Raw genomic sequence first — 21,922 nt, 5'->3', positions numbered from 1 at the left:
CAGCGTCGGGTGCCGCTGCGTCCATCCATGGGATCTCCTTCGTGGGGGGCCGTGAACCGGGCATGCGCAGGCGTACGTACGTGCGTCGTGCGTACGTTCGGCATGCTCGCGTCACATGGTGGACGGAATGCGGCCTTCCAGCTACCCGTCGGTAGCGACTTGTTGAGCGATCGCCCACCCACTCGCACGCGGCCGCCGCCTCCGGCACCGCCCTGCGCGAGAATGCCGCCATGGACGCGCAGCAGCTCGCGGAACTCACCGGCCGCGCCCGCCGCCTGGCCACACCCGGTACCCGCCGTGTCCTCGGGATCGCCGGGCCGCCGGGCGCCGGCAAGTCGACGCTGGCCGCCCGCCTCGTGGAACGGCTCGGCGGGCTCGCCGTCCTCGTCCCGATGGACGGATTCCACCTTGCGCAGGCCGAGTTGGAGTGCCTCGGCCGCGCCCGCCGCAAGGGCGCACCCGACACCTTCGACGCCGCCGGGTACGCCGCGCTGCTCGCCCGGCTAGGGAGTGTCCGGCGGATCATGCCGGCATCGCGGGACCTTCGCCTGGGCGGTTGGTGAGCGGGGTCTGGTGCGTGCGGCTGCAAGGCGGAGGAGGGAGGGATGGCGGAGCCATCGCGACCGACGACAACGCCGCAGACGCGCGTGCCAGACCCCGCGGCCCAGGCATGATCCGCCGGACAGGACCTACGCGCCGCCGAGCCGCACGTCACCGTCTACGCGCCCGCCTTCGACCGGACCCTGGAGGAGCCCGTCGCGGGCAGCATCCCGGTCACCCCCGACGTACCCCTGGTCGTCACCGAGGGCAACTACCTGCTGCTCGACGACCCGGCCTGGGCACCCGTCCGCGACCTCCTCGACGCCTGCTGGTTCCTGGAGCTGGACGACCGCGTCCGCGTGCCCCGCCTGATCGAGCGTCACGTACGCTTCGGCAAGGACCGCGCCCACGCCGAACGCTGGGTCCGCGACTCCGACGAGGCCAACGCCCGCCTGGTCGCCCCCGGCCGGGCCCGCGCCGACCTCGTCGTACGGATGAGCTGACACCTTCCGAGCCCACCGGTCTCAGCGCACCCGCCTCGCCGTGGCCGCCGCGAACGCCCGCACCATCGGATGCGCGCGCGTGCCGTCGCCCGCCAGCTCCGGCTGGAACAGCGTGGCCAGGAAGAACGGATGCCCCGGCAGCTCCACGATCCGCACCTCGCCCGCCTCGTCCTCCCCGCTGAACCGCAGCCCGTGCGCCCGCAGCGTCTCCAGATGCCGCCCGGCAGGGCCGTACACGCACTGGTACCGCTCCACGGACCGCTCCGCCCCCGTCACCCGCTCGGCCAGCGACCCGGGCGCCAGGCGGACCACGCCCTCGTGCCCGGCCAGCGCACACGCCAGCCGCGCGATCACCAGGTCGTCGGGGTCCGCGTCCGGGTCGGTCTCCGCGTGCGCCGCCGCCGGAAGGCCGCACACGTGCCGCGCGTACTCCAGCAGCGTGTGCTGGAACCCCGCGCACGTCGCCAGGAACGGAATCCCCCGCTCCCGCGCGGTCCGTACGGCCGCCAGAGCACCCGCCTCGCTGCGGTACGGGCTGCCCGGCAGCAGCCACACCCCGTCGAATCCGGCCACCGCGCCCGGCTCCACAGCGTCCTCCGTCCCCACCCAGTACGCGTCCACGACCAGCCCGTCCCGGTCCGCGAGCGCGTCCAGCAGCCGGGGCACGCGCGCGTGGGACGTGACGGCGGGGGACCGGTCTCCCACGAGGGCGATACGCGGTGTACGGGCGGGGCCAGGGCTCTGCTCAGTCATGGCGTCATCGTCGGGCCCGCCGCGCGGGCGCGTCCAACGACGATTTCTGCTGCACCCATCGGGAACGCTGATGCCCGCCCGGCCGTTCACACTGGGAGACATGGACCCCCACCTCCTGCGCACGTTCGTGACGGTGACCCGGCTCGGCTCGTTCTCGGCGGCCGCCCGCCGGTTGGGCTACACCCAGTCGGCCGTGTCCCAGCACATCGCCGCCCTGGAGAGCGACCTCGGGCTGCCGCTGCTGACCCGCCGCCCCGTCGCCCCCACACGGGCGGGCGCGCGACTCCTGGAGCACGCGGTGCCGCTGCTGCTCCGGCTGGACGCCGCCCGGGCCGAGCTCGGCCGGATGGCCGCCGCGCCCGCCGGGACGGTCACCGTCGCCGCCGCGCCCCTGGCCGTCGGGCCCCGGCTGCTCGCCGCGCTGCCGGACACCGCCCGCGTCACGCTGCGCGTCCAGCCCCGCGACGCGATACCGGCCGCCCTCGCCACCGGCGCCGCCGACCTCGGGCTCGTCGACGGGCTCGCCGCACCCAGCGACCCGCTGCACCTGCCCGACACCGCCCCGTTCACCACCACCCCCGTCGCCGAGGCCCCGCTCGCCGTGCACCTGCCCGCAGGGCACCCCCTCGCCCACCGCCCGGGCCTGCGCCTCGGCGACCTCACCGCGGCCCGCTGGCTGGACGCCCCGGCCGCCGGGCTCCCGCTCGACCAACTGCGCGCCGCCCACGGCACGTACGGCTTCCGGCCCGCCCTGCGCTACGACGGCACCGACGTCCGCACCCTGACCGCCCTCGCCGCCGCCGGACGCGGCCTCACCCTCCTGCCCGTCACCGTCCCGGCGGACGCCGAAGCCGTCGCCGTACCCCTCGTCGAACCCCGCCTCGTGCACCGCGTCGAACTCCTCCACAGCGCCGCGGCCACCGAGAACCCCGAACGCCCTGGCCCCGCGGCCGCACTCGCCTCCCGCCTCACCACAGCCCCCTGAAGCCCGCCGCCCCCCCCCCGCATCGCGGGCCGCCCCCCACTCAGCCGGCCGACCCCTCACCCCTCGCCCAGCACCACGCAGGACTCCGCCGGTACCACCAGCTCGCCCCCGTCGCCCTCCGGAGCCTTCACCGGCTCCCACGCGGCCAGCACCCGCACCCGGTCCCTCCCCAGCGGGATCCTGGCCGGCCGGGGCCCGAGGTTCACGGCCACCCGTACGTCCCCGCGCCGGTACGCGATCCAGCGGGCCTCCTCGTCGTACACCACCCGCAGCGCCGTCAGGTCCGGGTCCGTCAGGTCCGGCTCGGCGGACCGCAGGGCGATCAGCCGCCGGTACCAGGCCAGCAGCCGGGCGTGCGGCTCGCGTTCCGGCTCCGACCAGTCCAGGCACGACCGGTCCCGCGTCGCCGGGTCCTGCGGGTCCGGAATGTCGTCCTCCGCCCACCCGTGTGCCGCGAACTCGCGCCGCCGCCCCCGCCGTACCGCCTCCGCCAGCTCCGGGTCCGTGTGGTCCGTGAAGAACTGCCACGGCGTCCCCGCGCCCCACTCCTCGCCCATGAACAGCATCGGCGTGAACGGGCTCGTCAGGACGAGGGCCGCCGCGCACGCCAGCAGGCCGGGGGAGAGGGACGCCGACAGCCGGTCGCCCTGCGCGCGGTTGCCGACCTGGTCGTGGGTCTGGGCGTAGCCGAGGAAGCGGTGCGCCGGCGTCGTCTCCACGTTCACGGGACGGCCGTGCGTACGGCCACGGAACGACGAGTACGTGCCGTTGTGGAAGAAGACCTGCCCCAGCGTCTTCGCCAGCGCGGCCAGCGGCGCGCGCGCGAAGTCCGCGTAGTAGCCCTGCGACTCGCCCGTCAGCGCCGTGTGCACGGCATGGTGGAAGTCGTCGTTCCACTGCGCGTGCAGCCCGATGCCGCCCGCCTCGCGCGGGGTCGTCGTGCGCGGGTCGCACAGGTCCGACTCGGCGATCAGGAAGTGCTCCCTGCCCTGCTCCACCGACAGCTCGTCCACCGCGGCCGACAGCTCCTCCAGGAACGTCAGCGCCCGCGTGTCCGCCAGCGCGTGCACCGCGTCGAGGCGCAGCCCGTCGATCCGGTAGTCACGCAGCCAGGCCAGCGCGCTGCCCAGCAGGAACGCCCGCACCTCGTCCGAGCCCGGCGCGTCCAGGTTCACGGCCGCGCCCCACGGCGTGTGGTGCGTGTCCGTGAAGTACGGGCCGAACGCCGGGAGATAGTTCCCTGAAGGGCCCAGGTGGTTGTGCACCACGTCCAGGACCACACCGAGGCCCAGGCCGTGCGCGGTGTCGACGAAGCGCTTCAGCGCCTCGGGGCCGCCGTACGGCTCGTGCACCGCCCACAGCGACACCCCCTCGTACCCCCACCCGTGCCGGCCGGGGAACGGGCACAGCGGCATCAGCTCCACGTGCGTCACGCCCAGCTCGACCAGATGCCCCAGCCGCTGGGCCGCCGCGCCCAGGGTGCCCTCCGGCGTGAACGTGCCGATGTGCAGCTCGTACACCACCGCCCCCCGCAGACCACGCTCAGGCGGCGTGTGGCGCCAGCTGTACGCCGCGTGGTCGACGACCGCGCTCGTCCCGTCGGGCCCGTCGGGCTGGCGGCGCGACCTCGGGTCCGGCAGCACCGGGCCGCCGTCGAGCGCGAACCCGTACCGCGTACCGTCCGGCACGCCGCTCTCGCCGCCGGGCGCCCCCACGGTCGTCATCCACCAGCCTTCGCGCAGCGGGTCGGGCTCCATCGGGTGCCGGGCACCCGCCAGGTCCAGCTCCACCCGCTCGCGCGCGTTCGGCGCCCACACCTCGAACAACACGGGGTTCCCCTCGTCGTCGGCCGGCTTTGTGGAATCGCAGCCTCGGTACCGCGCCCCCATCCTGACAAGATCGCGAACCGGGCGCACGGCACTTCGCCGATCGGGTGGCGCGCGGGTCGCGCGTACGCCGCCGGTGGTGGTGAGCGGGGTCGCGCGTACGTCGCCGGTGGCCGGGGCGGGGTCCCGCGCGCACGTCGCCAGGACACCGCCGGGACGCCGCCGGTGGCCGTCCCGCGTGTGTCGCCGGTCGGTCACAGGCCGGCGCCCGTCTGGACACCTCGGGTGCCCGCGGCCGACAATCACGTCTGTGACGTCGCCTTTTGAGTCCCAGACACATCCCGCCCGGCTCTCGGACGCCGAGCGGGACCGCGCGCTGGAGATGCTCCGCGAGGGCGCCGTGCAGGGAAAGCTGTCCCACGACACGTTCCTGCGGCGCATGGAGCTCGCCCTGGTCGCCCGCCGTTCCGACGAGCTGGCGGCGCTCACCGACGACCTGCGCGAGGACGGCGGCGGCTGGTCGAAGCGACTGTTCGGCGCCGTCGAACGGATGTCCGCGTTCACCCTGCGCCTCGGCCGGGCCTGGCAGGCGGAGCGGCTGCCGAAGCTGCTGCTGCCCGAGCCGGGCCCGTACCCGCTGCGGATCGGCCGGGACCCGGTGAACGGGCTGCGGCTCAGCCACGAGACGGTGTCCCGGCTGCACGCCGAGCTGAGCCTGCAGGGCGGGCTGTGGATGCTGCGCGACCTCAACTCCACCAACGGCACCACCGTGAACGGGCGGCGTGTGACGGGCACGGTCGTCGTCCAGCCCGGCGACATGGTCTCCTTCGGCCGGATGGCGTTCCGCCTCGACGCCCGCTGACGCGACACGGCCCGTTCACGGCCATTCATTCCGTACGGGCCAGCAGCGCCACCGGACGCTCCGCGAACAGCTCCGCCAGCCCGACGGGCCGCCCGCCGCAGAAGCCCGCCCCGCCCCCGGCCACGCCCCCGCCCCCGCCCTCCAGGACGTCCGCCCAGCGGCCCTCCGGCAGCGTCAGCGACGTGTCGCCCCAGCCGCCCGCCTCCGCCAGCCGCAGCGACAGCCGCGTCACCGCCGTGACCACCCGGCCCGACCTGGCGAACGCCACACAGTGCCGGGCCGCCGGGCCCACCGCCGCCAGCGGCGCGTACGCCCCCGCCTCCCCGAACGCCTTCGGACACCGCCGCCGCAGCCCCAGCGCCGCCTGCGTCAGCGCCGTCTTCTCGTCCGGCCGCGCCTCCCGGAACGGCGCGCGGTTGTCCGGGTCCACCAGCGCCTCGTACACCGCCTCCGTGCCCTGGTACAGGTCCGGCACGCCCGGCATCGTCAGGTGCAGCAGCGCCGCGCCCAGCACATTGGCCCGCACGTACGGGTCCAGCTCCCGCGCCAGCTCCGCCACCGTGTACTGCGGCGGCCCCGCGGGGCCCTCCGCCACGAACTCGGCGACCGCCCGCTCGTACGCCGCGTCCTGCTCCGTCCAGCTCGTGCGCAGCCCGGCCTCCCGCACCGCCTTCAGCAGCGCCCCGCCCAGCCGCTCCGCCGACGGCGTGCCGAGCCCCAGCGCCGTCTGCCACGCCGTCCACGCCAACTGCCCGTCCGGCGCCGGCACCCGCGCCACGTCCCCCAGCAGCTTCGCCCACCGGCCCGGGCACTCCGACAGCACCGCGATCCGGGCCCGTACGTCCGCGCTGCGCTTCGTGTCGTGCGTCGACAGGACCGTGCCCGTCGCCGGCCAGTCCCGGGCCACGCGCGCGCAGTACGTGTGGAACTCCTCCGGCGACACGGCCGGCCGCCCCGGCTCGCCGCCCACCTCGTTCGCCGACAGCAGCGGCACGTAGCGGTAGAACGCCGTGTCCTCCAGCGACTTCGCCCGCAGCGCCGACGCCGTCTGCGCGAACCGCACCCGGAACGCGGTGTGCTCCGCCCCGTCCCCGAGCCGCCCCAGCGCCAGATCCCGTACGACGTCGACGGCCGCCGCCTCCTTCGGCACGGCGAACGTCCCCTTCGCGCTCAGCGCCGCGTCCGCCGACAGCACGTCCTCAGCGCCCGACCCGTACGGCCGGTACACCGGCACCCGGATCAGCAGCTCCCGCACCGCCGCCCGCAGCGCCCACGGCGCGTGGTCCCGCAGCCGTACGTCCGCCGCGCAGATCCGGCCTGCCGTCCGCGTCAGGAACGCCACCTCCGCCGCCAGCTCGTGCGTCACCACCTTGTACGCGGCCCGGCGCGCCGTCGCGTCCCAGTGGCCGCCCCGGTCCCCGGCCGGCGCCGCGAACCCCCGGTACAGCTCCGTCAGTTCCGCCGCACCCGCCTCGTCCACGAACAGCCCGTCGACGCGGCGCAGCGCGTCGTACCCGGTGGTGCCCGCCACGGGCCAGGCCGCAGGGAGGGTCTCGTCGTCCGTGAGGATCTTCTCGACGACCGTCCAGCAGGCGCCGCCCGTCGCCGTGCGCAGCGCGCGCAGATACCCCTCCGGGTCCGCGAGCCCGTCCGGGTGGTCGATCCGCAGCCCCTCGACGACGCCGTCCCGTACCAGCTCCACGATCTTGGCGTGGGTCGCGTCGAACACCTCCGGGTCCTCCACGCGCACCCCGATGAGGTCCGAGATGGTGAAGAACCGGCGGTAGTTCAGCTCTGTACGGGCCAGCCGCCACCACACCGGCCGGTACCACTGGGCGTCCAGCAGCTCCGGCAGCGGCAGCCCGGCCGTACCGTCCCGCAGCGGGAAGACCTGCGTGCCGTAGCGCAGCAGGCCCGCCTCCGCGTCGACGCGCAGATCGCCCATGACCTCGCCGATCCGGGCCGGCAGCACGGGCAGCAGCACCTTGCCGCCGCCCGCCTCCCAGTCGATGTCGAACCAGCGCGCGTACGGTGAGGAGGGCCCCTGGCGCAGCACCTCCCACAGCGGCCGGTTGTGCGGCAGCGCGGCCGCCATGTGGTTGGGCACCAGGTCGACGACGAGTCCGAGGCCGTGTGCGCGGGCGGTGCGGGCCAGGGCGCGCAGCCCCTCCTCGCCGCCGAGCTCGTCCCGTACGCGCGCGTGGTCGGTGACGTCGTAGCCGTGCGCGGACCCGGGGACGGCCTCCAGGACCGGTGACAGATGCAGATGGGAGACCCCGAGCGAGGCGAGGTACGGCACGGCCTGCGCGGCCGCGGCGAACGGGAACGCGGGCTGGAGCTGGAGCCGGTACGTGGCGTGGGGCGTCATGCGAACGTACGTACCCGGCCGTACGGCGTGTCTCTCATCACCTCATGCGATGGACGCCAGGAGGCCCCCCGTCCGGCCTAGGCCGTGTGCGGCGGATCATGCCTGGGCCGCGGTGAAGGCCCCGCGATGCCGGCATGATCCGCCGGACACTCCCCAGTCCGGTGGCCTCCCGCGCCCCCCGTCACGCCGGACGGCGCAGTACCGTCAGGCTGCGGCCGGTCAGCGTCAGCCGGTCGCCGGCCGCGACCTTGGCGCCCTGACCGGGCGCGACACCGTCGGGGACGGCCGTGTCCACGACCACCTGCCACTGGCGGCCGTGGTTGACCGGCACCACGAACTCCAGGTCGTCCGGGCTCGCGTTGAACATCAGCAGGAACGAGTCGTCCGAGATGCGCTCGCCGCGCGGCCCCGGCTCCGAGATGGCGTGCCCGTTCAGGAACACCGACAGGGCCCTGGCGTGGGCCGCCTGCCAGTCCCGGGACGTCATCTCCTTGCCCTCCGGCGTGAACCACGCGATGTCCGACAGGTCGTCGTGCGTGCCCTCGACCGGGCGCCCGTGGAAGAACCGGCGGCGCCGGAACACGGGGTGGTCGCGGCGCAGCCACACCATGGCGCGGGTGAACTCCAGCAGCGACCGCGCCTCGTCCTGCGCGCCGTCGTCCGCCGGGGTGTCCCGGCCGGGCTCCGGCCAGTGCACCCAGGCCAGCTCGCCGTCCTGGCAGTAGGCGTTGTTGTTGCCGCCCTGGGTGCGGCCGAACTCGTCGCCGTGGCTGATCATCGGCACGCCCTGGGACAGCATGAGCGTGGCGATGAAGTTGCGCATCTGGCGCATCCGCAGCGCGCGGACGCCGGCGTCGTCGGTCTCGCCCTCCACACCGCAGTTCCAGGACCGGTTGTGGCTCTCGCCGTCCCGGTTGTTCTCGCCGTTGGCGTCGTTGTGCTTCTCGTTGTACGAGACGAGGTCCCGCAGGGTGAACCCGTCGTGGCAGGTCACGAAGTTGACGGAGGCGAGCGGGCGCCGGCCGTCGTCCTGGTACAGGTCGGACGAGCCGGTCAGCCGGGACGCGAACTCGGCGAGGGTCCGCGGCTCGCCCCGCCACAGGTCGCGGACCGTGTCCCGGTACTTGCCGTTCCACTCGGTCCACAGTGGCGGGAAGTTCCCCACCTGGTAGCCGCCCTCGCCCACGTCCCACGGCTCCGCGATCAGCTTCACCTGGGAGACCACCGGGTCCTGCTGCACCAGGTCGAAGAACGACGACAGCCGGTCCACCTCGTGGAACTGGCGGGCCAGCGTCGCCGCCAGATCGAAGCGGAACCCGTCGACGTGCATCTCGGTCACCCAGTAGCGCAGCGAGTCCATGATCAGCTGGAGCACGTGCGGCGACCGCATGAGCAGCGAGTTCCCGGTGCCGGTCGTGTCCATGTAGTACCGGGGGCTGTTCTCGACGAGCCGGTAGTACGACGCGTTGTCCAGGCCACGGAAGGACAGCGTCGGCCCGAGGTGGTTGCCCTCGGCCGTGTGGTTGTACACCACATCCAGGATGACCTCGATGCCCGCCTTGTGCAGGGCGCGTACGGCGGACTTGAACTCCAGCACCTGCTGGCCCCGGTCGCCCCAGGAGGCGTAGGCGTTGTGCGGGGCGAAGTAGCCGATCGTGTTGTAGCCCCAGTAGTTCGCCATCCCGGAGTCCACCAGCCGGTGGTCATGGACGAACTGGTGCACCGGCATCAGCTCGATGGCCGTCACGCCCAGCTCCGTCAGATGCTCGACGATCGCCGGGTGGGCCAGGCCCGCGTACGTGCCGCGCAGCTCCTTCGGCAGGGCCGGGTGGAGCATCGTCAGGCCCTTCACATGGGCCTCGTAGATGACCGTGCGGTGGTACTCGGTGCGCGGCGGCCGGTCGTCGCCCCAGTCGAAGTACGGGTTGACGACCACGGACGACATGCTGTGCGGGGCGGAGTCCAGGTCGTTGCGCGAGTCGGGCCGGCCGAAGTGGTAGCCGTACACCGCCTCGTCCCAGTCGATGGACCCGGCGACCGCGCGCGCGTACGGGTCGAGGAGCAGCTTCGCGGAGTTGCAGCGCAGCCCGCGCTCCGGCGCGTAGGGCCCGTGGATCCGGAATCCGTACCGCTGCCCGGGCATCACGCCGGGCAGGTACGCGTGCCGTACGAACGCGTCGGTCTCACGCAGCTCGACGGCGGTCTCGGAGCCGTCCTCGTGGAGGAGGCACAGCTCGATGCGGTCGGCGGCCTCCGAGAAGACCGCGAAGTTGGTTCCGGCGCCGTCGTAGGTGGCGCCGAGCGGATACGCCTGTCCCGGCCAGACCTGCATAGATAGGACTCTTCCATTCTGATCCGGCTGCTGGGGTCATTTGGCCCGATCCTCCACGAAAGTCGCGCGACGTCCTAGGACGCCGGACGGTCCTACCGGGTGACCGGGGAATCGGGCGCGGCCATGGGACGGTCTGGCCGGAAATCGACCTGTTGGTGCGCCGTGGCCCGCCGGTGACGTGCCGTCCGGCCGTCGCCGGGACGTGGCCCGGATTCGTCGGACGATCGGACCGGGCGGCCGGCCGGTTGCCCGGGTCAACCTCGCGTTACCCGCCGTCCCCCGGAGCGAGGAACGGCCGCCGCGCGCGCCGGTGCCGTCCGCCGGGCCCGCGCCGGGGTGGCGGCGGTGCGGCTCACCACTATGAATCAGCTCACTCCCCGGGCCGTGAAGATCCGGAACGGCCGCCGGAAACAGGGAGGTTGGGAAAGGAGCCTGTGCATCCGGCTGCACTGTCTCGCCCTCCCGGAGTACCCTTCCTTGATCGTTGGAGACGGCCGGTTCAGGAGCAGAAGGCGGTGCGTGGGTGAGCTCGGGAGGGCTGGAGCTGCCCCCAGGTGACTCAGGTCATGAGGGGGACTCCGCAGACCCCGCTGATGTCCCGCCCGGCGCGGTCTCACTCGCCCGGCCCATGGAGATCGGTGCGGAGCTGGAGTGGGACGCCGAGGACTGGCGTGAGGTCCGCACCCGCGCGCAGCGCGCCGGACGCGCCTATATCTGGCTGAATCTGGTCGAACAGCGGCTGCGGGCGGTCGTCGCCGCCGTACTGCGGCCCATCTACGAGCCCATGCACGGCGACGAATGGGTGGTCGCCGCCGCCGGCCCCGCCGGGCAGGAGTGGGTGCAACGGGCCGTCGCCGTCCGCGAGGTGTCCCGCAGGAAGGGCTACCTCCTGGACCCCGCCGACGACAACGTCCTCAGCTTCCTCACGCTCCCGCAGCTCCGCGAGCTGATGGTGCAGCACTGGCCCTGCTTCGAGCCGTACTTCGACGACCGGCGCGAGGTCGAGCTGGCCCTCGACGAGCTGGAGGTCACCCGCAACGTGGTCTCCCGCAACCGCGCCCTGTCCCGGAACGTCCTCGACCAGTCCGAACGGGCCTCCGCCCGGCTCCTGGAGATCCTCGGCAGCGGCGCCGGAGTGCCCTCCGCGCACCGGCTGCCCGTCGACGCCGTCGAGGACCTTGTGGGGGACCGGTACGCCGACGTCGTCTCCGTCCACCCCGACCGGGTGCGGCTCCAGCGGCAGCTTCCCGCCGAGGACCTCTTCGGCGGGGCCCGGCGCGTCGACGCCATCGGCATAGGCCTCAACCTGCTCGTGCAGAACTTCTCCGGGCGCCGGCTCGTCCGCCTCGCCGAGTCCGGCTGCCGGATACGGCTGCTGTTCCTCAACCCGGCGAGCAGCGCCGTGAAGCGGCGCGAACGGGAGCTCGGCATCAAGAAGGGCGAGCTGAGCCGCTCCGTGGAGATGAACATCCTCCACATGCGGCGCGTCCGCTCCAAGCTGCGCGACCCGGGCGCCTTCGAGATCCAGGTCTTCGACGAGACCCCGCGGTTCACCGCGTACCTGGTCGACGGGGACGGTCCGGACGGCGTCGGCATCGTGCAGTCCTACCTGCGGCGCGCCCGCGGCATGGAAGCCCCCGTGCTCGTGCTGCGCGGCGGCGGGCGGCGGGCCGTCGTCACCGCCGCGCAGGACACGGACCACGGACTGTTCGAGACGTACCGCGAGGAGTTCGAGTCGTTCTGGGCGGATTCACGCCCTGTGTCATGAGACGTGGCGCGATGTGGGGGCCCGTCGGCCGTTGTCAGTGCCGCGTGCGAGGGTGAAGACCCACTGGGGGACGGCGCCGCGACAAGGACGGCGCCGCGAAGGAGGTTCGGCATGCGCTGGCACGGGGAGACACTCGTCGGCTTCGACCTGGAGACGACGGGAACGGAACCGCTCGAAGCGAGAATCGTGACGGCCGCGGTCGTCGAGATGCGGGGCGGGGAGACCCACGCGCGCAAGGAGTGGCTCGCCGACCCCGGCGTCCGTATCCCCGCGCAGGCGTCCGCCATCCACGGCATCAGCAACGAACGCGCCGCGGGCGAGGGCCGCCCGGCCCGCGAGGTCGCCGACGAGATCGCCGACGCACTCGCCGGGTACTGGACGCGCGGCGTGCCCGTCGTCGCGTACAACGCGGCGTTCGACCTGACGCTGCTCACCGCCGAGCTGCGGCGGTACGGACTGCCGTCGCTGCGGGAGCGGCTGGGCGGCGCGCCCATAGGCCCGGTCGTCGACCCGTACACCATCGACCGGGCCGTCGACCGCTACCGGCGCGGCAAGCGCAACCTGGAGGCGGTCTGCGCCGAGTACGGCGTGGTCCTCGACGGGGCGCACGAGGCGGCCGCCGACGCGCAGGCCGCGGTGCGGGTGGCCTGCGCGATAGCCGAGCGGCACGCCGCGGTGGCGGTGCTCACCCCGGGCGAGCTGCACAAGCGGCAGGTGGAGTGGTACGCCGCGTGGGCGACCGACTTCCAGCAGTTCCTGCGCCGCAAGGGCACGCCCGACGCCGTCGTCGACCCGGTGTGGCCACTGCGGGAACCGGAGCCGTCGGTGGAGCCCGTGGCGAGCTGAACGAGGCTGGCGAGGCTGGGCGAGGACCCCCGGTTTCGCTTACGCGTGCTCGGCGAGGAAGTCGAGCAGCAGCGCGTTCACCCGTTCCGGCGCGTCCAGTTGGAGCCAGTGCCCGGCGTCGTCGATCCGCTCGTACCGCCAGGATCCCGCGACGTGCTTGCCCGTGCCGGACATCGACGCCTCGGTGAGGAACCGGTCGCCGGCGCTCCACAGGCCCAGGACGGGACCGGGCAGCGGCGGAAGCGGCAGTTCCGGGCCGAACATCGCCTCCGGCGGAAGGCCCGCACGGTAGATGGCCAGCGCGGCGGTCAGCGCGCCCGGATCGCTCAGCCGCGCCAGCACCTCGTCACGGTCCGGATGCTCGGCGAGAAACTCCCGCGCCCGCGCGGCGCCGTCGCGCAGCAGCCACTCCTCGGCGATCCCCTCGTACTGGAACAGCAGCATGTACCAGGACCAGCGGCGCTGCTCCCAGCCCGCGTCCCGCAGCGCCGCCAGATGGCCCACGGACAGCAGCGACAGGCTCGCCACGCGGTCCGGCGCCGCCATGGCGAGCTGCTGGACGATGCCGGAACCCCAGTCGTGCCCCACGAGATGGACGCGGTCGACGCCCTCGCGGTCGAGCAGCTCCAGCAGATCGGCCACGGAACGGGCGGGCGCGTACGACGCGGTGCCCTCCGGACGGCCGGAGCCGCCGAAGCCGCGCAGGTCCGGGGCGATCGTGCGGTACCCGGCGGCGTTCAGCGCCGGCACCTGATGGCGCCAGCAGGCGTGCGTGTCCGGGAAGCCGTGCACCAGCAGCACCACCGGGCCCGTACCGCCGCTGTCCCGGACCTCCAGGGCCACCTCGCCGAGTTCCACGCGCATCGCCAAGCCTCCATTCGCGGAAGGGAGTTCGCGCGCACATCATGACAGCCCGTCAGAACGGGTACCAGCGGACCTCCGGGTCGCCGTTCCGCAGCGACGCCACCCGGCGGCGGAACTCGGCCAGCGCCTTCGGAGCGGCCGGGGCGTGCTGGGCGACCCACGCGCAGCTCGCCGTCTCCCGCGCGCCCCGCAGCAGCGCGCAGCCCTCCCACTCGCGGACGTCCCAGCCGTACGCCTCGGTGAACGCGTCGTACGCCTCAGGCGCGAGCCCGTAGCGGTCCCGCGACAGGGCGAGCACCACCAGATCGTGCTCGCGCAGATCCGAGGCGAACGTCTCCAGGTCGACCAGGACCGGCCCTTCCGGGCCCACATGGACGTTGCGGGGGAGGGCGTCGCCGTGGATCGGGCCCGGCTTCAGATGCGGGGCGAGCGCGGCCGCCGCGTCGGCGAACGCGTCCCGGCGCTCCCGCAGGAACGCGGCGTCCGCCGGGTCGATCGCGTCGCCCGCGAGCCGCAGCCACCGCTCGACGCCGCCCAGCAGATCACGGTGCGGCAGCGGGAACGGCGGCGCCGGCAGCTCGTGCACCCGCCGCAGCAGCGGGGCCAGATCCCGCGGCTCGGCCGGGCGGACGGCCTCCGGCAGCCGGTGCCACACCGTCACCGGGTGGCCGTCCACCAGCCGCGCCTCCGGCTCAGCCGCCCGCACGGCAGGGACACCCGCGTCCGCCAGCCACCCCGCCACGGCCAGCTCATGCCGGGCCCGCTCCAGCAGCTCGGCGTCCCGGCCGACCTTCACCACCAGGTCGCCGTCCCCGAACACCGCGTTCTCGCCGAGCGCCAGCAGCGTCACGGGCTTGCCGCGCCGCCCGTACCCGGCGGCGTCCAGGATGCCCCGCGCCCGCGCCTCGTCCATGCCCTGCCTCGCCCTTCACACGCGTCCCCGCTACCGCCGGTCCAGTCTCGCACCCGCCGGGATGACCGGTTGGCCCACGCCCGGCGTCCCGCTAGCGCCGGCGGCACCTCGACGCCTGCGGTGGTCGCAGCCCCGCTCTGCGGGGGAGGGCGGGCCAGGCATGATCCGCCGGACACGACCTAGGCTGGCGGTCATGACGAGCAGCCGGTACGCCGCCCTCCTGCGGGGGATCAACGTGGGCGGGGCCAAGAAGGTCCCCATGGCAGAACTCCGAGCCGTCCTCACCGGGCTCGGACACAGCGACGTACGGACCTACCTCCAGTCCGGCAACGCGGTCTTCACTTCTGCGTCAGGCGCCGACGAGGGCGCGCTGGCAGCAGAGCTCGAAGCCGCTCTGCAGCGGCACTTCGGGTTCCCCGTCGACTGCCTGGTCCGCGGCGGCCCCTATCTGCGGGCCGTCGTGGACGCCTGCCCGTTCCCCGCCGCCGAGCTGGAGCCCAAGCAGCTCCACGTCACCTATCTGTCCGAGCCCGTCACCGAGGACCGGTTCGCCTCCGTCGACCGCGCCGCCTTCCTGCCGGAGGAGTTCCGGCTCGGCGACCGCGTGCTGTACCTCTACCTCCCCGACGGCATGGGCCGCTCCAAGCTGGCCGACGTCCTGGCGCGCCCCGCTCTCTTCAAGGGCGTCACCGCCACCAGCCGCAACTGGAACACCGTCGTGAAGCTCGCGGAAATGGCCCAGGCGAACACGCCGTGAATGGCCCGCTCACCCTGGACACCCCGCCGCTAGCCTCGGGCACATGGACACCGGACAGCCCCGCACCACCGTCGACTTCTGGTTCGACCCCGCCTGCCCCTTCGCCTGGATCACCTCCCGCTGGATCCTGGAGGTCGAGCGCCACCGCGGCCTCGACGTCCGCTTCCACGTCATGAGCCTCTATCTGCACAACCTCGGCAACGACCTGCCCGACTGGTACCGGGACCTCGTCGACCGGTCCGTCGGCCCCGTCCGCGTCGCGGCCGCCGCCGCGGAGCGCTACGGCGAGGGCGTGCTGCGCGACCTCTACACGGCGTTCGGCACCCGCATACACCAGGACGAGAACGACGACTTCGACACCGTCATCGCCGAGGCCCTGGCCACCCTCGGTCTGCCCGCCGACCTGGCGGCCGCCGCGCACGACCCGGCGTACGACGAGGCGGTCCGCCGCAGCCACGACGCCGGCAGGGACCCGGCCGCCGACGCCTACGTGGGAACCCCGACCCTCCACATCGACGGGGCGGTCTGGTTCGGCCCCGTCCTCAACTCCGTCCCGCGCGGCGACGAGGCCGTCCGCCTCTTCGACGCGTTCCGCACCCTCGCCGGGCACCGCGACTTCTTCGAACTGAAGCGCACCCGCACCGGCAGCCTCAGCTTCGCCTGACGTCAGGTCTGGCGCAGCGGCTCGTACGCGTCCGCCGCCAGCCCGAACGTCCAGGCGACGCCCTGCTTCGCGGTCCTGGTGGAGGGCGGCACGCGCAGCCAGTACGTACGGCTCGTGCCGTCCGGCTCGGGCGTGGAGTTGACGACCTCCACCATCGCCACGTCCTCGTCGTCCGGCAGCGGTATCCGCCACAGCACACCCGTCTCGTCCCGGTGCACCGGCTCGGCGCCCGACTCCCGCAGATAGCGGTCGTAGCCGTAGTGCTCCAGCATGACCCGGCGCAGCTCGGCGTTCTCCTCGTCCCGGATCCGGTCCGGCGTGAGTGTGTCGAGCGTGGCGACGAACTCGGCGGGCACGGGCATCCCGCGCCACGCGTGGAGCGCGAACCCGTCCGGGTAGGCGAGGGCCGGGCCGTCGCCGCGGTCGAGCCGGCCGGCCTCGTCGCGGTGCAGCTCCACGGGACGCTCGCACACCACGGCGACCCTCTCGTACGGCCACCACCAGCCGGCGGCGCGGGCCACATCGGCCAGGCCGTCCAGCGGCGTGCCCTCCTCCGGGTCGAACGCGCACAGCCAGGCCGCGTCGTGCTGGCCGAGCACCGCGTCGAGCAGCAGCAACCTCACCTCGGCCTCCTGCGGCCCGCCGTCGGCGAGCTCCTCGACCACACCCGTACGGATCCGGGACGCCAGCGCCTGCGTGGTGTCCCACAGCCGGGCGCCCGTCGTGCCCCACCGCTCGCCCCAGCCCCGCGCGCCGAGCCGCTCGTGGAGCCACGTCCGCTCCGCCGCCCACGGGGCGCTGCGCACCTCGTCCCGCACGCCGCGGCCCCGCGCGCCCGGCGCCGTCGGCGCGTCGCCGTCCGCCGCCCTCAGCAGCCGTACCGCCTCCAGGGGCGAGCCCGCCCACACGATGCGCTCCGGCTCCGCCAGTCCGGCCCGCCGGTACGCGAGCCGCACGCCCGCCTCCGCCGCCGCACGGTCAGCGGGTTCCGTCGCCGTCGCGACCGCCCGCCAGGACGCCACATCAGCCAGCACGTCCGTCACCACGTCATTCACGTCCGTCACCACACCCGTCACCACGCCCGTCATTCCGTTCCCTCCCGTATCCTCGCCGTCCGGCACCCAGGTGCTCGGTCCGCCGTTCAGTCCGCCACCAGCCGCACCGCGCCCGGCACGTACTCCCGCTGGCGCACCACCCGGTACCAGCCCTTCGGCAGCGGGATCGGCGCGTGCTCCTCGTGCACCACCCGCCCGCCGTCCGGCAGATGCAGCAGCATCGGCCCGAACGCCCCCGGCTCCCGCACCAGCCGGCCCGGACCCACGACGGCGTGCGCATGCCCCGTCACCTCGCCCAGCGCCAGCACCATCCGCCCACGGGCGTCCCGCGGCTCGTCCGCCGTGTCCGCGACGTGCGGCGGCACCGCCGCCTCCGCGAGAGGCACGATCAGCACATCTCCCTGCCGGTACATACGCGTTCCCTCCTCGCCGGACACCCGGTGCGCCCGACTGCCTCCGACGGTAGGGGGAGGGTCTGACAACGGGGCTTCGTCCGCCCCGGCCACCGGAGTTGTCAGTGCCGCTTGCTACAACTTTCAGCACATCGAACGGCGACAGCGAGGAGCGGCGGGGACATGAGTTACGCGGAACACCTGCGGGAGTGGTACGGACTGCCCGTCTTCGACTTCCCCGGTCCGGAGGACGAAGGGAACGACAAGGCGGACGACCTGCCTGCTGCCGACGCCGTCGCCTGGCGGATCTCCACCGACACCTACGACGCCGAGGAGAGCTGGCCGGAGGCCCTGGCCCGGTTCGCCGCCACGGTCGACACCACCCGCGTCCGCGCGATCGTCGTCGGCGCGGTCGAGGAGGCGTACGACGGCGACGCCGGCCTCAAGCCGGTGTACGGGGCGCTGCTCGACGCGCGCGCCGAGCTGCCGTCGCTGCGCGCCCTGTTCCTCGGCGACATGGAGTCGGAGGAGTGCGAGATCTCCTGGATCAACCAGGCCGACGTCGGTCCGCTCCTCCACGCGTTCCCCGACCTCGAGGAGTTCGGCGTACGCGGCGCCAGCGGCCTGGAGTTCCCCGCCGTCAGCCACCGGCGGCTGCGCACCCTCGTCGTCGAGTCCGGCGGCATGCCGGCCGACGCGGTGCGCGGCATCGCCGCGAGCGACCTGCCCGCCCTCGAACACCTCGACCTGTGGCTCGGCATCTCCGACTACGGCGGCGACAGCGAGCTGGGCGACCTGGCTCCCATCCTGGACGGGGCACGCCTGCCGCGCCTGCGCCACCTCGCCCTGCGCAACTGCGAGTACCAGGACGAGATCGCCACCGCCGTGGCCTCCGCGCCCGTCGTCGCCCGGCTGGAGACCCTCGACCTGTCCATGGGCGTGCTCACCGACGACGGCGCCACCGCCCTGCTGGACGGGCAGCCGCTCACCCACCTCAAGCGGCTCGACCTCCACCACCACTACATCAGCGGACCGCTCCAGCAGCGCATCCGGGAGACCCTGGAACCCGCAGGGGTGCGCCTCGACCTCGACAAGGACAACGCGGAAGAGGACGAGTACGACGGCCGGACCTGGCGCTATGTCGCCGTCGGGGAATAGCCCGCACGGGCGGCGGTTCGCCGTCGTCGGCAACCCCGGGAACCGCCGCGTGGACCTCTTCGCCCGCGCGGTGCGCGACGCCGGGCTGCCCGCGCCGCGCGTGGTGCCCTGGCGCGACGTGCTGCGCGACGGCGGCGCGGCGTTCGGTGACGACGAGGTCGTACGGCTCGACTCACCCGGCGAGGACGCCGAGGTGGACCGGCTCCTGCGGGGCGCCGACGACCCCACGCGGGTCGAAGGCGGCGCCCGCTGGTACGCCGGGCTCACCGCCGCCGTACGGACCCTGACCGGTGGCGTACGGCTCGACGACCCCGACGAGCTGGCCGTGCTGTTCGACAAGCGGCGCTGCCACGCCACGCTCGCCGGCGCCGGCGTACCCGTACCGGAGGCGCCTACGTCCGGAGGCGGCGTGCCGGTGCGGGGCTGGGACGACGTACGGGCCCTGATGGACGCGCACGGGATGCCGCGCGTGTTCCTCAAGCCCGCCCACGGGTCGTCCGCGTCCGGGGTCGTCGCCCTGGAGACCGCCGGCGGCGGGCGCCTCCGGGCCACCACCTCCGTCGAGGCCGAGGACGGCCGGCTGCACAACTCGCTGCGCGTGCGCCGCACCACGAGCGAGCGGGAGATCGCCGCTCTGGTCGACGCCCTGGCGCCCGACGGGCTGCACATCGAGCGCTGGTGGCCCAAGGCGTCCCTCGGCGGCGGCCGCGCGGCGGACCTCCGCGTGGTCGTGGTCGACGGGCGGGCCACCCACGCCGTCGTCCGCACCAGCCGCTCGCCCATGACCAACCTCCATCTCGGCGGCGCCCGCGGCGACCTCGCGGCCGCCGTCGAGGCCGCCGGACCCCGCTGGGCAGAGGCGCTGGAGATCTGCGAACGGGCCGCGGCCTGCTTCCCGGGCACGCTGTGCGTCGGCGTCGATCTGCTTCCGGCGGTCGGCTGGCGGCGGTTCGCCGTCGGCGAGGTCAACGCCTTCGGGGACCTGCTGCCCGGCCTCACCGGCCTGCCGGGGAGCGGCGCCGAGGGCCTCGACACGTACGCCGCCCAAGTCGCCGCGGTACAGCGGCCCGCCGTGCGGCCGCGGCCCGCACCACACGACACCGACCCGACCAGGAACCAGAACCATCGTGCAGCCCTCTGACACCCGCTCGTACCCGGGCGGACTCCCCGACATGAACGAGGTCGTCGGCCGCGACGACCTCCTCCTCGTCACGCTCGACACCCTCCGCTACGACGTCGCCGCCGAGCTGGCCGCCGCCGGGCGCATCCCCCACCTGGCCCGCCACCTCCCCGGCGGCGCCTGGGAGAAGCGGCACGCGCCCGGCAGCTTCACCTACGCCTCCCACCAGGCGATGTTCGCCGGGTTCCTGCCCACACCCGCCGCACCCGGACCGCACCCCCGGCTGTTCGCCGCACGCTTCGCGGGCAGCGAGACGACCGAGGACCGCACCTACGTCTTCGACACGCCCGACCTGGTGTCCGGCCTGGCGGCCGCCGGCTACCGGACGGTGTGCGTCGGCGGCGTCGGCTTCTTCAACAAGCAGGGCGCGCTGGGCGGCGTACTGCCCGGGATGTTCCAGGAGAGCCACTGGGAACCCGAGTTCGGCGTCGCCTCCCCCACGTCCTTCGAGGCGCAGGTCGAACGGGCCGAGCAGATCGCCGCCGGACTGCCCGCGGAGCAGCGGCTGTTCCTCTTCGTCAACGCCTCCGCGCTGCACCAGCCCAACTGGTTCCACCTGCCGGGCGCCACCCGCGAGGCGGGGGACACCCGCGCCACGCACGCCGCGGCACTGGAGTACATCGACCGGCACATCGACCGCCTCTTCACCGCCATGAGCGCGCGCCGCCGCTGCTTCGCCATCGTCTGCTCCGACCACGGCACCGCCTACGGCGAGGACGGCCACACCGGCCACCGCCTCGGCCACGAGGCCGTGTGGACCGTGCCGTACGCCCACTTCTTCCTGGAGCCGTCCCCGTGAACACGCCCCGCCCCTACCAGAACTACGTCTACGCCTACCCCCACAAGACCGCCTACCGCGAGCTCCCCGACCCGAAGCCCGCCCTGCGCGACCTGTGGCGCGGCGAACCCAAGGACGCGCTCTCGCTCTACCTCCACATACCGTTCTGCGAGGTCCGCTGCGGCTTCTGCAACCTCTTCACGCGCATCGGAGCCCCCGACGGGCTCACCGGCCGCTACCTCGACGCCCTCGACCGGCAGGCCACCGCCGTCCGCGACGCCCTCGGGGAGACGGAGACAGAGACGGCGACGGAGCAGGTACGGTTCGCCAACGCCGCGTTCGGCGGCGGCACGCCCACCTTCCTGACCGCCGACGAGCTGAACCGGCTGTGCGACATCGCCGAGAAACGCATGGGCGCCGGTCTTGCGACGATCCCGCTCTCCGTGGAGACCTCGCCGGCCACGGCCACCGCCGACCGGCTCGCCGTGCTCGCCGAGCGCGGCGCGACCCGGCTCAGCATCGGCGTGCAGAGCTTCGTGGACGAGGAGGCCCGCGCCGCCGTACGGCCCCAGCGCCGCGCCGACGTCGAAGCCGCGCTCGGCCGTATCCGCGACGCCCGTGTACCCGTCCTCAACATCGACCTGATCTACGGCATCGACGGCCAGACCCCGGCCAGCTGGCGCACCTCGCTCGACGCCGCCCTCGCCTGGCGGCCGGAGGAGCTGTATCTGTACCCGCTGTACGTCCGCGACCTCACCGGCCTCGCCCGCCGCACCGCCCACACCGAGGGCGAGTGGGACGAGCAGCGCCTGAACCTGTACCGGCAGGGCCGCGACCACCTCCTCGCCCACGGCTACGAGCAGGTGTCCATGCGGATGTTCCGGCGCGCCGACGCACCCCCGCAGGGCCCCGACGACCACGCCTGCCAGACCGACGGCATGATCGGCCTCGGCTGCGGCGCCCGCTCCTACACGTCGACGCTCCACTATTCCTTCGACTACGCGGTCGGCATGGGCGAGATACGGGCGATCATCGACGACTACACCGCCACCGAGGACTTCACGCGCGCCGTCCACGGCCGGTACGTCGAGGGCGACGAGGCACGCCGCCGCCACCTCCTCCAGTCGCTGCTCCAGGCCCAGGGCATGCCGCTCGACGACTACCGCGAGCGGTTCGCCTCCGACCCGTACGACGACTTCCCCGCCGAACTCGCCGCGTTCGCCGCCCGCGGCTGGCTCGACGCCGCCGCCGGGGCCTCACCGGCCGGGCTGCTGCGCCTCTCACCGGAAGGGCTCGCGCACTCGGACGCCCTCGGCCCCGAGCTGTTCTCACCCGCCGTACGGGCCGCGATGGCCGCGTACGAACCGAAGTAGCCCGC

Annotated in this window: 18 protein-coding genes and 2 pseudogenes; 12 read left to right on the top strand and 8 right to left on the bottom strand. The window is 74.0% G+C overall.

All coding sequences use genetic code 11. The features are described from left to right. Nucleotides 1–230: 230 nt before the first annotated feature. Nucleotides 231–506: pseudogene (locus tag HTZ82_RS12290) on the top strand (nucleoside/nucleotide kinase family protein); the annotation flags it as partial. Between the two features lie 195 nt (nucleotides 507–701). After that, nucleotides 702–1,043, top strand: a pseudogene (locus tag HTZ82_RS12285) (nucleoside/nucleotide kinase family protein); the annotation flags it as partial. 21 nt (nucleotides 1,044–1,064) lie between these two features. On the opposite strand, the gene HTZ82_RS12280 reads toward HTZ82_RS12285, so the two are convergent. Further along, nucleotides 1,065–1,796, bottom strand: coding sequence for a hypothetical protein (locus HTZ82_RS12280; RefSeq protein ID WP_175409382.1), 732 nt, complete (start codon nucleotides 1,794–1,796; stop codon nucleotides 1,065–1,067). Between the two features lie 100 nt (nucleotides 1,797–1,896). Here HTZ82_RS12280 and HTZ82_RS12275 point away from each other — a divergent pair, with 100 nt between their 5' ends. Then, nucleotides 1,897–2,781 carry a LysR family transcriptional regulator gene (locus HTZ82_RS12275; protein ID WP_175409381.1) on the top strand — a complete coding sequence of 295 codons (885 nt, stop codon included), beginning with the start codon at nucleotides 1,897–1,899 and terminating at the stop codon, nucleotides 2,779–2,781. 56 nt (nucleotides 2,782–2,837) lie between these two features. Here the strand turns inward: HTZ82_RS12275 and treZ are convergent, their stop codons facing one another. Further along, the gene (gene treZ, locus HTZ82_RS12270) at nucleotides 2,838–4,610 is read right to left on the bottom strand and encodes a malto-oligosyltrehalose trehalohydrolase (RefSeq protein WP_175409380.1); all 1,773 of its coding nucleotides are present in this window, start codon (nucleotides 4,608–4,610) and stop codon (nucleotides 2,838–2,840) included. A gap of 307 nt (nucleotides 4,611–4,917) precedes the next feature. Here treZ and HTZ82_RS12265 point away from each other — a divergent pair, with 307 nt between their 5' ends. Continuing rightward, the gene (locus HTZ82_RS12265) at nucleotides 4,918–5,469 is read left to right on the top strand and encodes a DUF1707 and FHA domain-containing protein (protein ID WP_175409379.1); all 552 of its coding nucleotides are present in this window, start codon (nucleotides 4,918–4,920) and stop codon (nucleotides 5,467–5,469) included. A 25-nt stretch (nucleotides 5,470–5,494) separates the two neighbouring features. Here the strand turns inward: HTZ82_RS12265 and treY are convergent, their stop codons facing one another. Next, nucleotides 5,495–7,837, bottom strand: coding sequence for a malto-oligosyltrehalose synthase (treY, locus tag HTZ82_RS12260; RefSeq protein WP_175409378.1), 2,343 nt, complete (start codon nucleotides 7,835–7,837; stop codon nucleotides 5,495–5,497). A gap of 181 nt (nucleotides 7,838–8,018) precedes the next feature. Beyond that, the gene (gene glgX / locus HTZ82_RS12255; protein ID WP_175409377.1) at nucleotides 8,019–10,169 is read right to left on the bottom strand and encodes a glycogen debranching protein GlgX; all 2,151 of its coding nucleotides are present in this window, start codon (nucleotides 10,167–10,169) and stop codon (nucleotides 8,019–8,021) included. A 523-nt stretch (nucleotides 10,170–10,692) separates the two neighbouring features. Between glgX and HTZ82_RS12250 the strand changes: the two genes are divergently transcribed. Then, nucleotides 10,693–11,937 (top strand): SAV2148 family HEPN domain-containing protein, encoded by a 1,245-nt coding sequence (locus tag HTZ82_RS12250; protein WP_175409376.1) that lies wholly within the window; start codon nucleotides 10,693–10,695, stop codon nucleotides 11,935–11,937. A gap of 111 nt (nucleotides 11,938–12,048) precedes the next feature. After that, nucleotides 12,049–12,783 (top strand): 3'-5' exonuclease, encoded by a 735-nt coding sequence (locus HTZ82_RS12245; protein ID WP_175409375.1) that lies wholly within the window; start codon nucleotides 12,049–12,051, stop codon nucleotides 12,781–12,783. A 39-nt stretch (nucleotides 12,784–12,822) separates the two neighbouring features. Here the strand turns inward: HTZ82_RS12245 and HTZ82_RS12240 are convergent, their stop codons facing one another. Continuing rightward, nucleotides 12,823–13,647: an alpha/beta fold hydrolase gene (locus HTZ82_RS12240; RefSeq protein WP_175409374.1), complete on the bottom strand. Its 825-nt coding sequence runs from the start codon at nucleotides 13,645–13,647 to the stop codon at nucleotides 12,823–12,825. A 52-nt stretch (nucleotides 13,648–13,699) separates the two neighbouring features. Continuing rightward, nucleotides 13,700–14,560 (bottom strand): phosphotransferase enzyme family protein, encoded by an 861-nt coding sequence (locus tag HTZ82_RS12235; RefSeq protein WP_175409373.1) that lies wholly within the window; start codon nucleotides 14,558–14,560, stop codon nucleotides 13,700–13,702. Between the two features lie 193 nt (nucleotides 14,561–14,753). Here HTZ82_RS12235 and HTZ82_RS12230 point away from each other — a divergent pair, with 193 nt between their 5' ends. Both HTZ82_RS12230 and HTZ82_RS12225 read left to right on the top strand, forming a co-directional pair. Then, entirely contained in the window at nucleotides 14,754–15,317 is a 564-nt protein-coding gene (locus HTZ82_RS12230; RefSeq protein ID WP_175409372.1) for a DUF1697 domain-containing protein, read from the top strand. Nucleotides 15,318–15,360: 43 nt separating this feature from the next. Continuing rightward, on the top strand, nucleotides 15,361–15,981 hold the full coding sequence (locus HTZ82_RS12225; protein ID WP_175409371.1) for a DsbA family protein: 621 nt from the start codon (nucleotides 15,361–15,363) through the stop codon (nucleotides 15,979–15,981). Nucleotides 15,982–15,983: 2 nt separating this feature from the next. Here HTZ82_RS12225 and HTZ82_RS12220 read toward each other — a convergent pair whose 3' ends face one another. Continuing rightward, nucleotides 15,984–17,012: a DUF6745 domain-containing protein gene (locus HTZ82_RS12220; protein ID WP_175409385.1), complete on the bottom strand. Its 1,029-nt coding sequence runs from the start codon at nucleotides 17,010–17,012 to the stop codon at nucleotides 15,984–15,986. Nucleotides 17,013–17,122: 110 nt separating this feature from the next. Then, the gene (locus HTZ82_RS12215; protein ID WP_175409370.1) at nucleotides 17,123–17,449 is read right to left on the bottom strand and encodes a hypothetical protein; all 327 of its coding nucleotides are present in this window, start codon (nucleotides 17,447–17,449) and stop codon (nucleotides 17,123–17,125) included. A gap of 162 nt (nucleotides 17,450–17,611) precedes the next feature. On the opposite strand from HTZ82_RS12215, the gene HTZ82_RS12210 reads away from it, so the two are divergent. The 4 genes from HTZ82_RS12210 to HTZ82_RS12195 are packed head-to-tail and all read left to right on the top strand — an operon-like array spanning nucleotide 17,612 to nucleotide 21,917. Beyond that, a complete protein-coding gene (locus HTZ82_RS12210) occupies nucleotides 17,612–18,586 on the top strand; it encodes an STM4015 family protein (protein WP_175409369.1) in 975 nt (324 codons plus the stop codon). Beyond that, nucleotides 18,567–19,727, top strand: a complete 1,161-nt coding sequence (locus HTZ82_RS12205; RefSeq protein ID WP_175409368.1) for an STM4014 family protein — start codon at nucleotides 18,567–18,569, stop codon at nucleotides 19,725–19,727. The genes HTZ82_RS12210 and HTZ82_RS12205 overlap by 20 nt, the downstream gene beginning before the upstream one ends. Nucleotides 19,728–19,758: 31 nt before the next feature. Beyond that, nucleotides 19,759–20,565: an STM4013/SEN3800 family hydrolase gene (locus HTZ82_RS12200; protein ID WP_175409384.1), complete on the top strand. Its 807-nt coding sequence runs from the start codon at nucleotides 19,759–19,761 to the stop codon at nucleotides 20,563–20,565. Continuing rightward, the gene (locus HTZ82_RS12195; RefSeq protein WP_175409367.1) at nucleotides 20,562–21,917 is read left to right on the top strand and encodes an STM4012 family radical SAM protein; all 1,356 of its coding nucleotides are present in this window, start codon (nucleotides 20,562–20,564) and stop codon (nucleotides 21,915–21,917) included. Before HTZ82_RS12200 ends, HTZ82_RS12195 begins: the two co-directional genes overlap by 4 nt. Nucleotides 21,918–21,922 lie beyond the last annotated feature (5 nt).

The organism is Streptomyces sp. TRM64462 (assembly GCF_013362995.1).
GTDB lineage: Bacteria > Actinomycetota > Actinomycetes > Streptomycetales > Streptomycetaceae > Streptomyces.
This window is presented reverse-complemented; position numbering and strand designations above follow the sequence as displayed.

What these genes read in the sequence shown, in the direction of transcription:
- HTZ82_RS12240 (WP_175409374.1), bottom strand. Translation starts at nt 13,647, where the DNA reads ATGCGCGTGGAACTCGGCGAGGTGGCCCTGGAGGTCCGGGACAGCGGC.
- HTZ82_RS12275 (WP_175409381.1), top strand. Translation starts at nt 1,897, where the DNA reads ATGGACCCCCACCTCCTGCGCACGTTCGTGACGGTGACCCGGCTCGGC.
- HTZ82_RS12215 (WP_175409370.1), bottom strand. Translation starts at nt 17,449, where the DNA reads ATGTACCGGCAGGGAGATGTGCTGATCGTGCCTCTCGCGGAGGCGGCG.
- HTZ82_RS12235 (WP_175409373.1), bottom strand. Translation starts at nt 14,560, where the DNA reads ATGGACGAGGCGCGGGCGCGGGGCATCCTGGACGCCGCCGGGTACGGG.
- HTZ82_RS12205 (WP_175409368.1), top strand. Translation starts at nt 18,567, where the DNA reads ATGTCGCCGTCGGGGAATAGCCCGCACGGGCGGCGGTTCGCCGTCGTC.
- HTZ82_RS12245 (WP_175409375.1), top strand. Translation starts at nt 12,049, where the DNA reads ATGCGCTGGCACGGGGAGACACTCGTCGGCTTCGACCTGGAGACGACG.
- HTZ82_RS12200 (WP_175409384.1), top strand. Translation starts at nt 19,759, where the DNA reads ATGAACGAGGTCGTCGGCCGCGACGACCTCCTCCTCGTCACGCTCGAC.
- HTZ82_RS12230 (WP_175409372.1), top strand. Translation starts at nt 14,754, where the DNA reads ATGACGAGCAGCCGGTACGCCGCCCTCCTGCGGGGGATCAACGTGGGC.
- HTZ82_RS12225 (WP_175409371.1), top strand. Translation starts at nt 15,361, where the DNA reads ATGGACACCGGACAGCCCCGCACCACCGTCGACTTCTGGTTCGACCCC.
- HTZ82_RS12210 (WP_175409369.1), top strand. Translation starts at nt 17,612, where the DNA reads ATGAGTTACGCGGAACACCTGCGGGAGTGGTACGGACTGCCCGTCTTC.
- treY (WP_175409378.1), bottom strand. Translation starts at nt 7,837, where the DNA reads ATGACGCCCCACGCCACGTACCGGCTCCAGCTCCAGCCCGCGTTCCCG.
- glgX (WP_175409377.1), bottom strand. Translation starts at nt 10,169, where the DNA reads ATGCAGGTCTGGCCGGGACAGGCGTATCCGCTCGGCGCCACCTACGAC.
- HTZ82_RS12280 (WP_175409382.1), bottom strand. Translation starts at nt 1,796, where the DNA reads ATGACTGAGCAGAGCCCTGGCCCCGCCCGTACACCGCGTATCGCCCTC.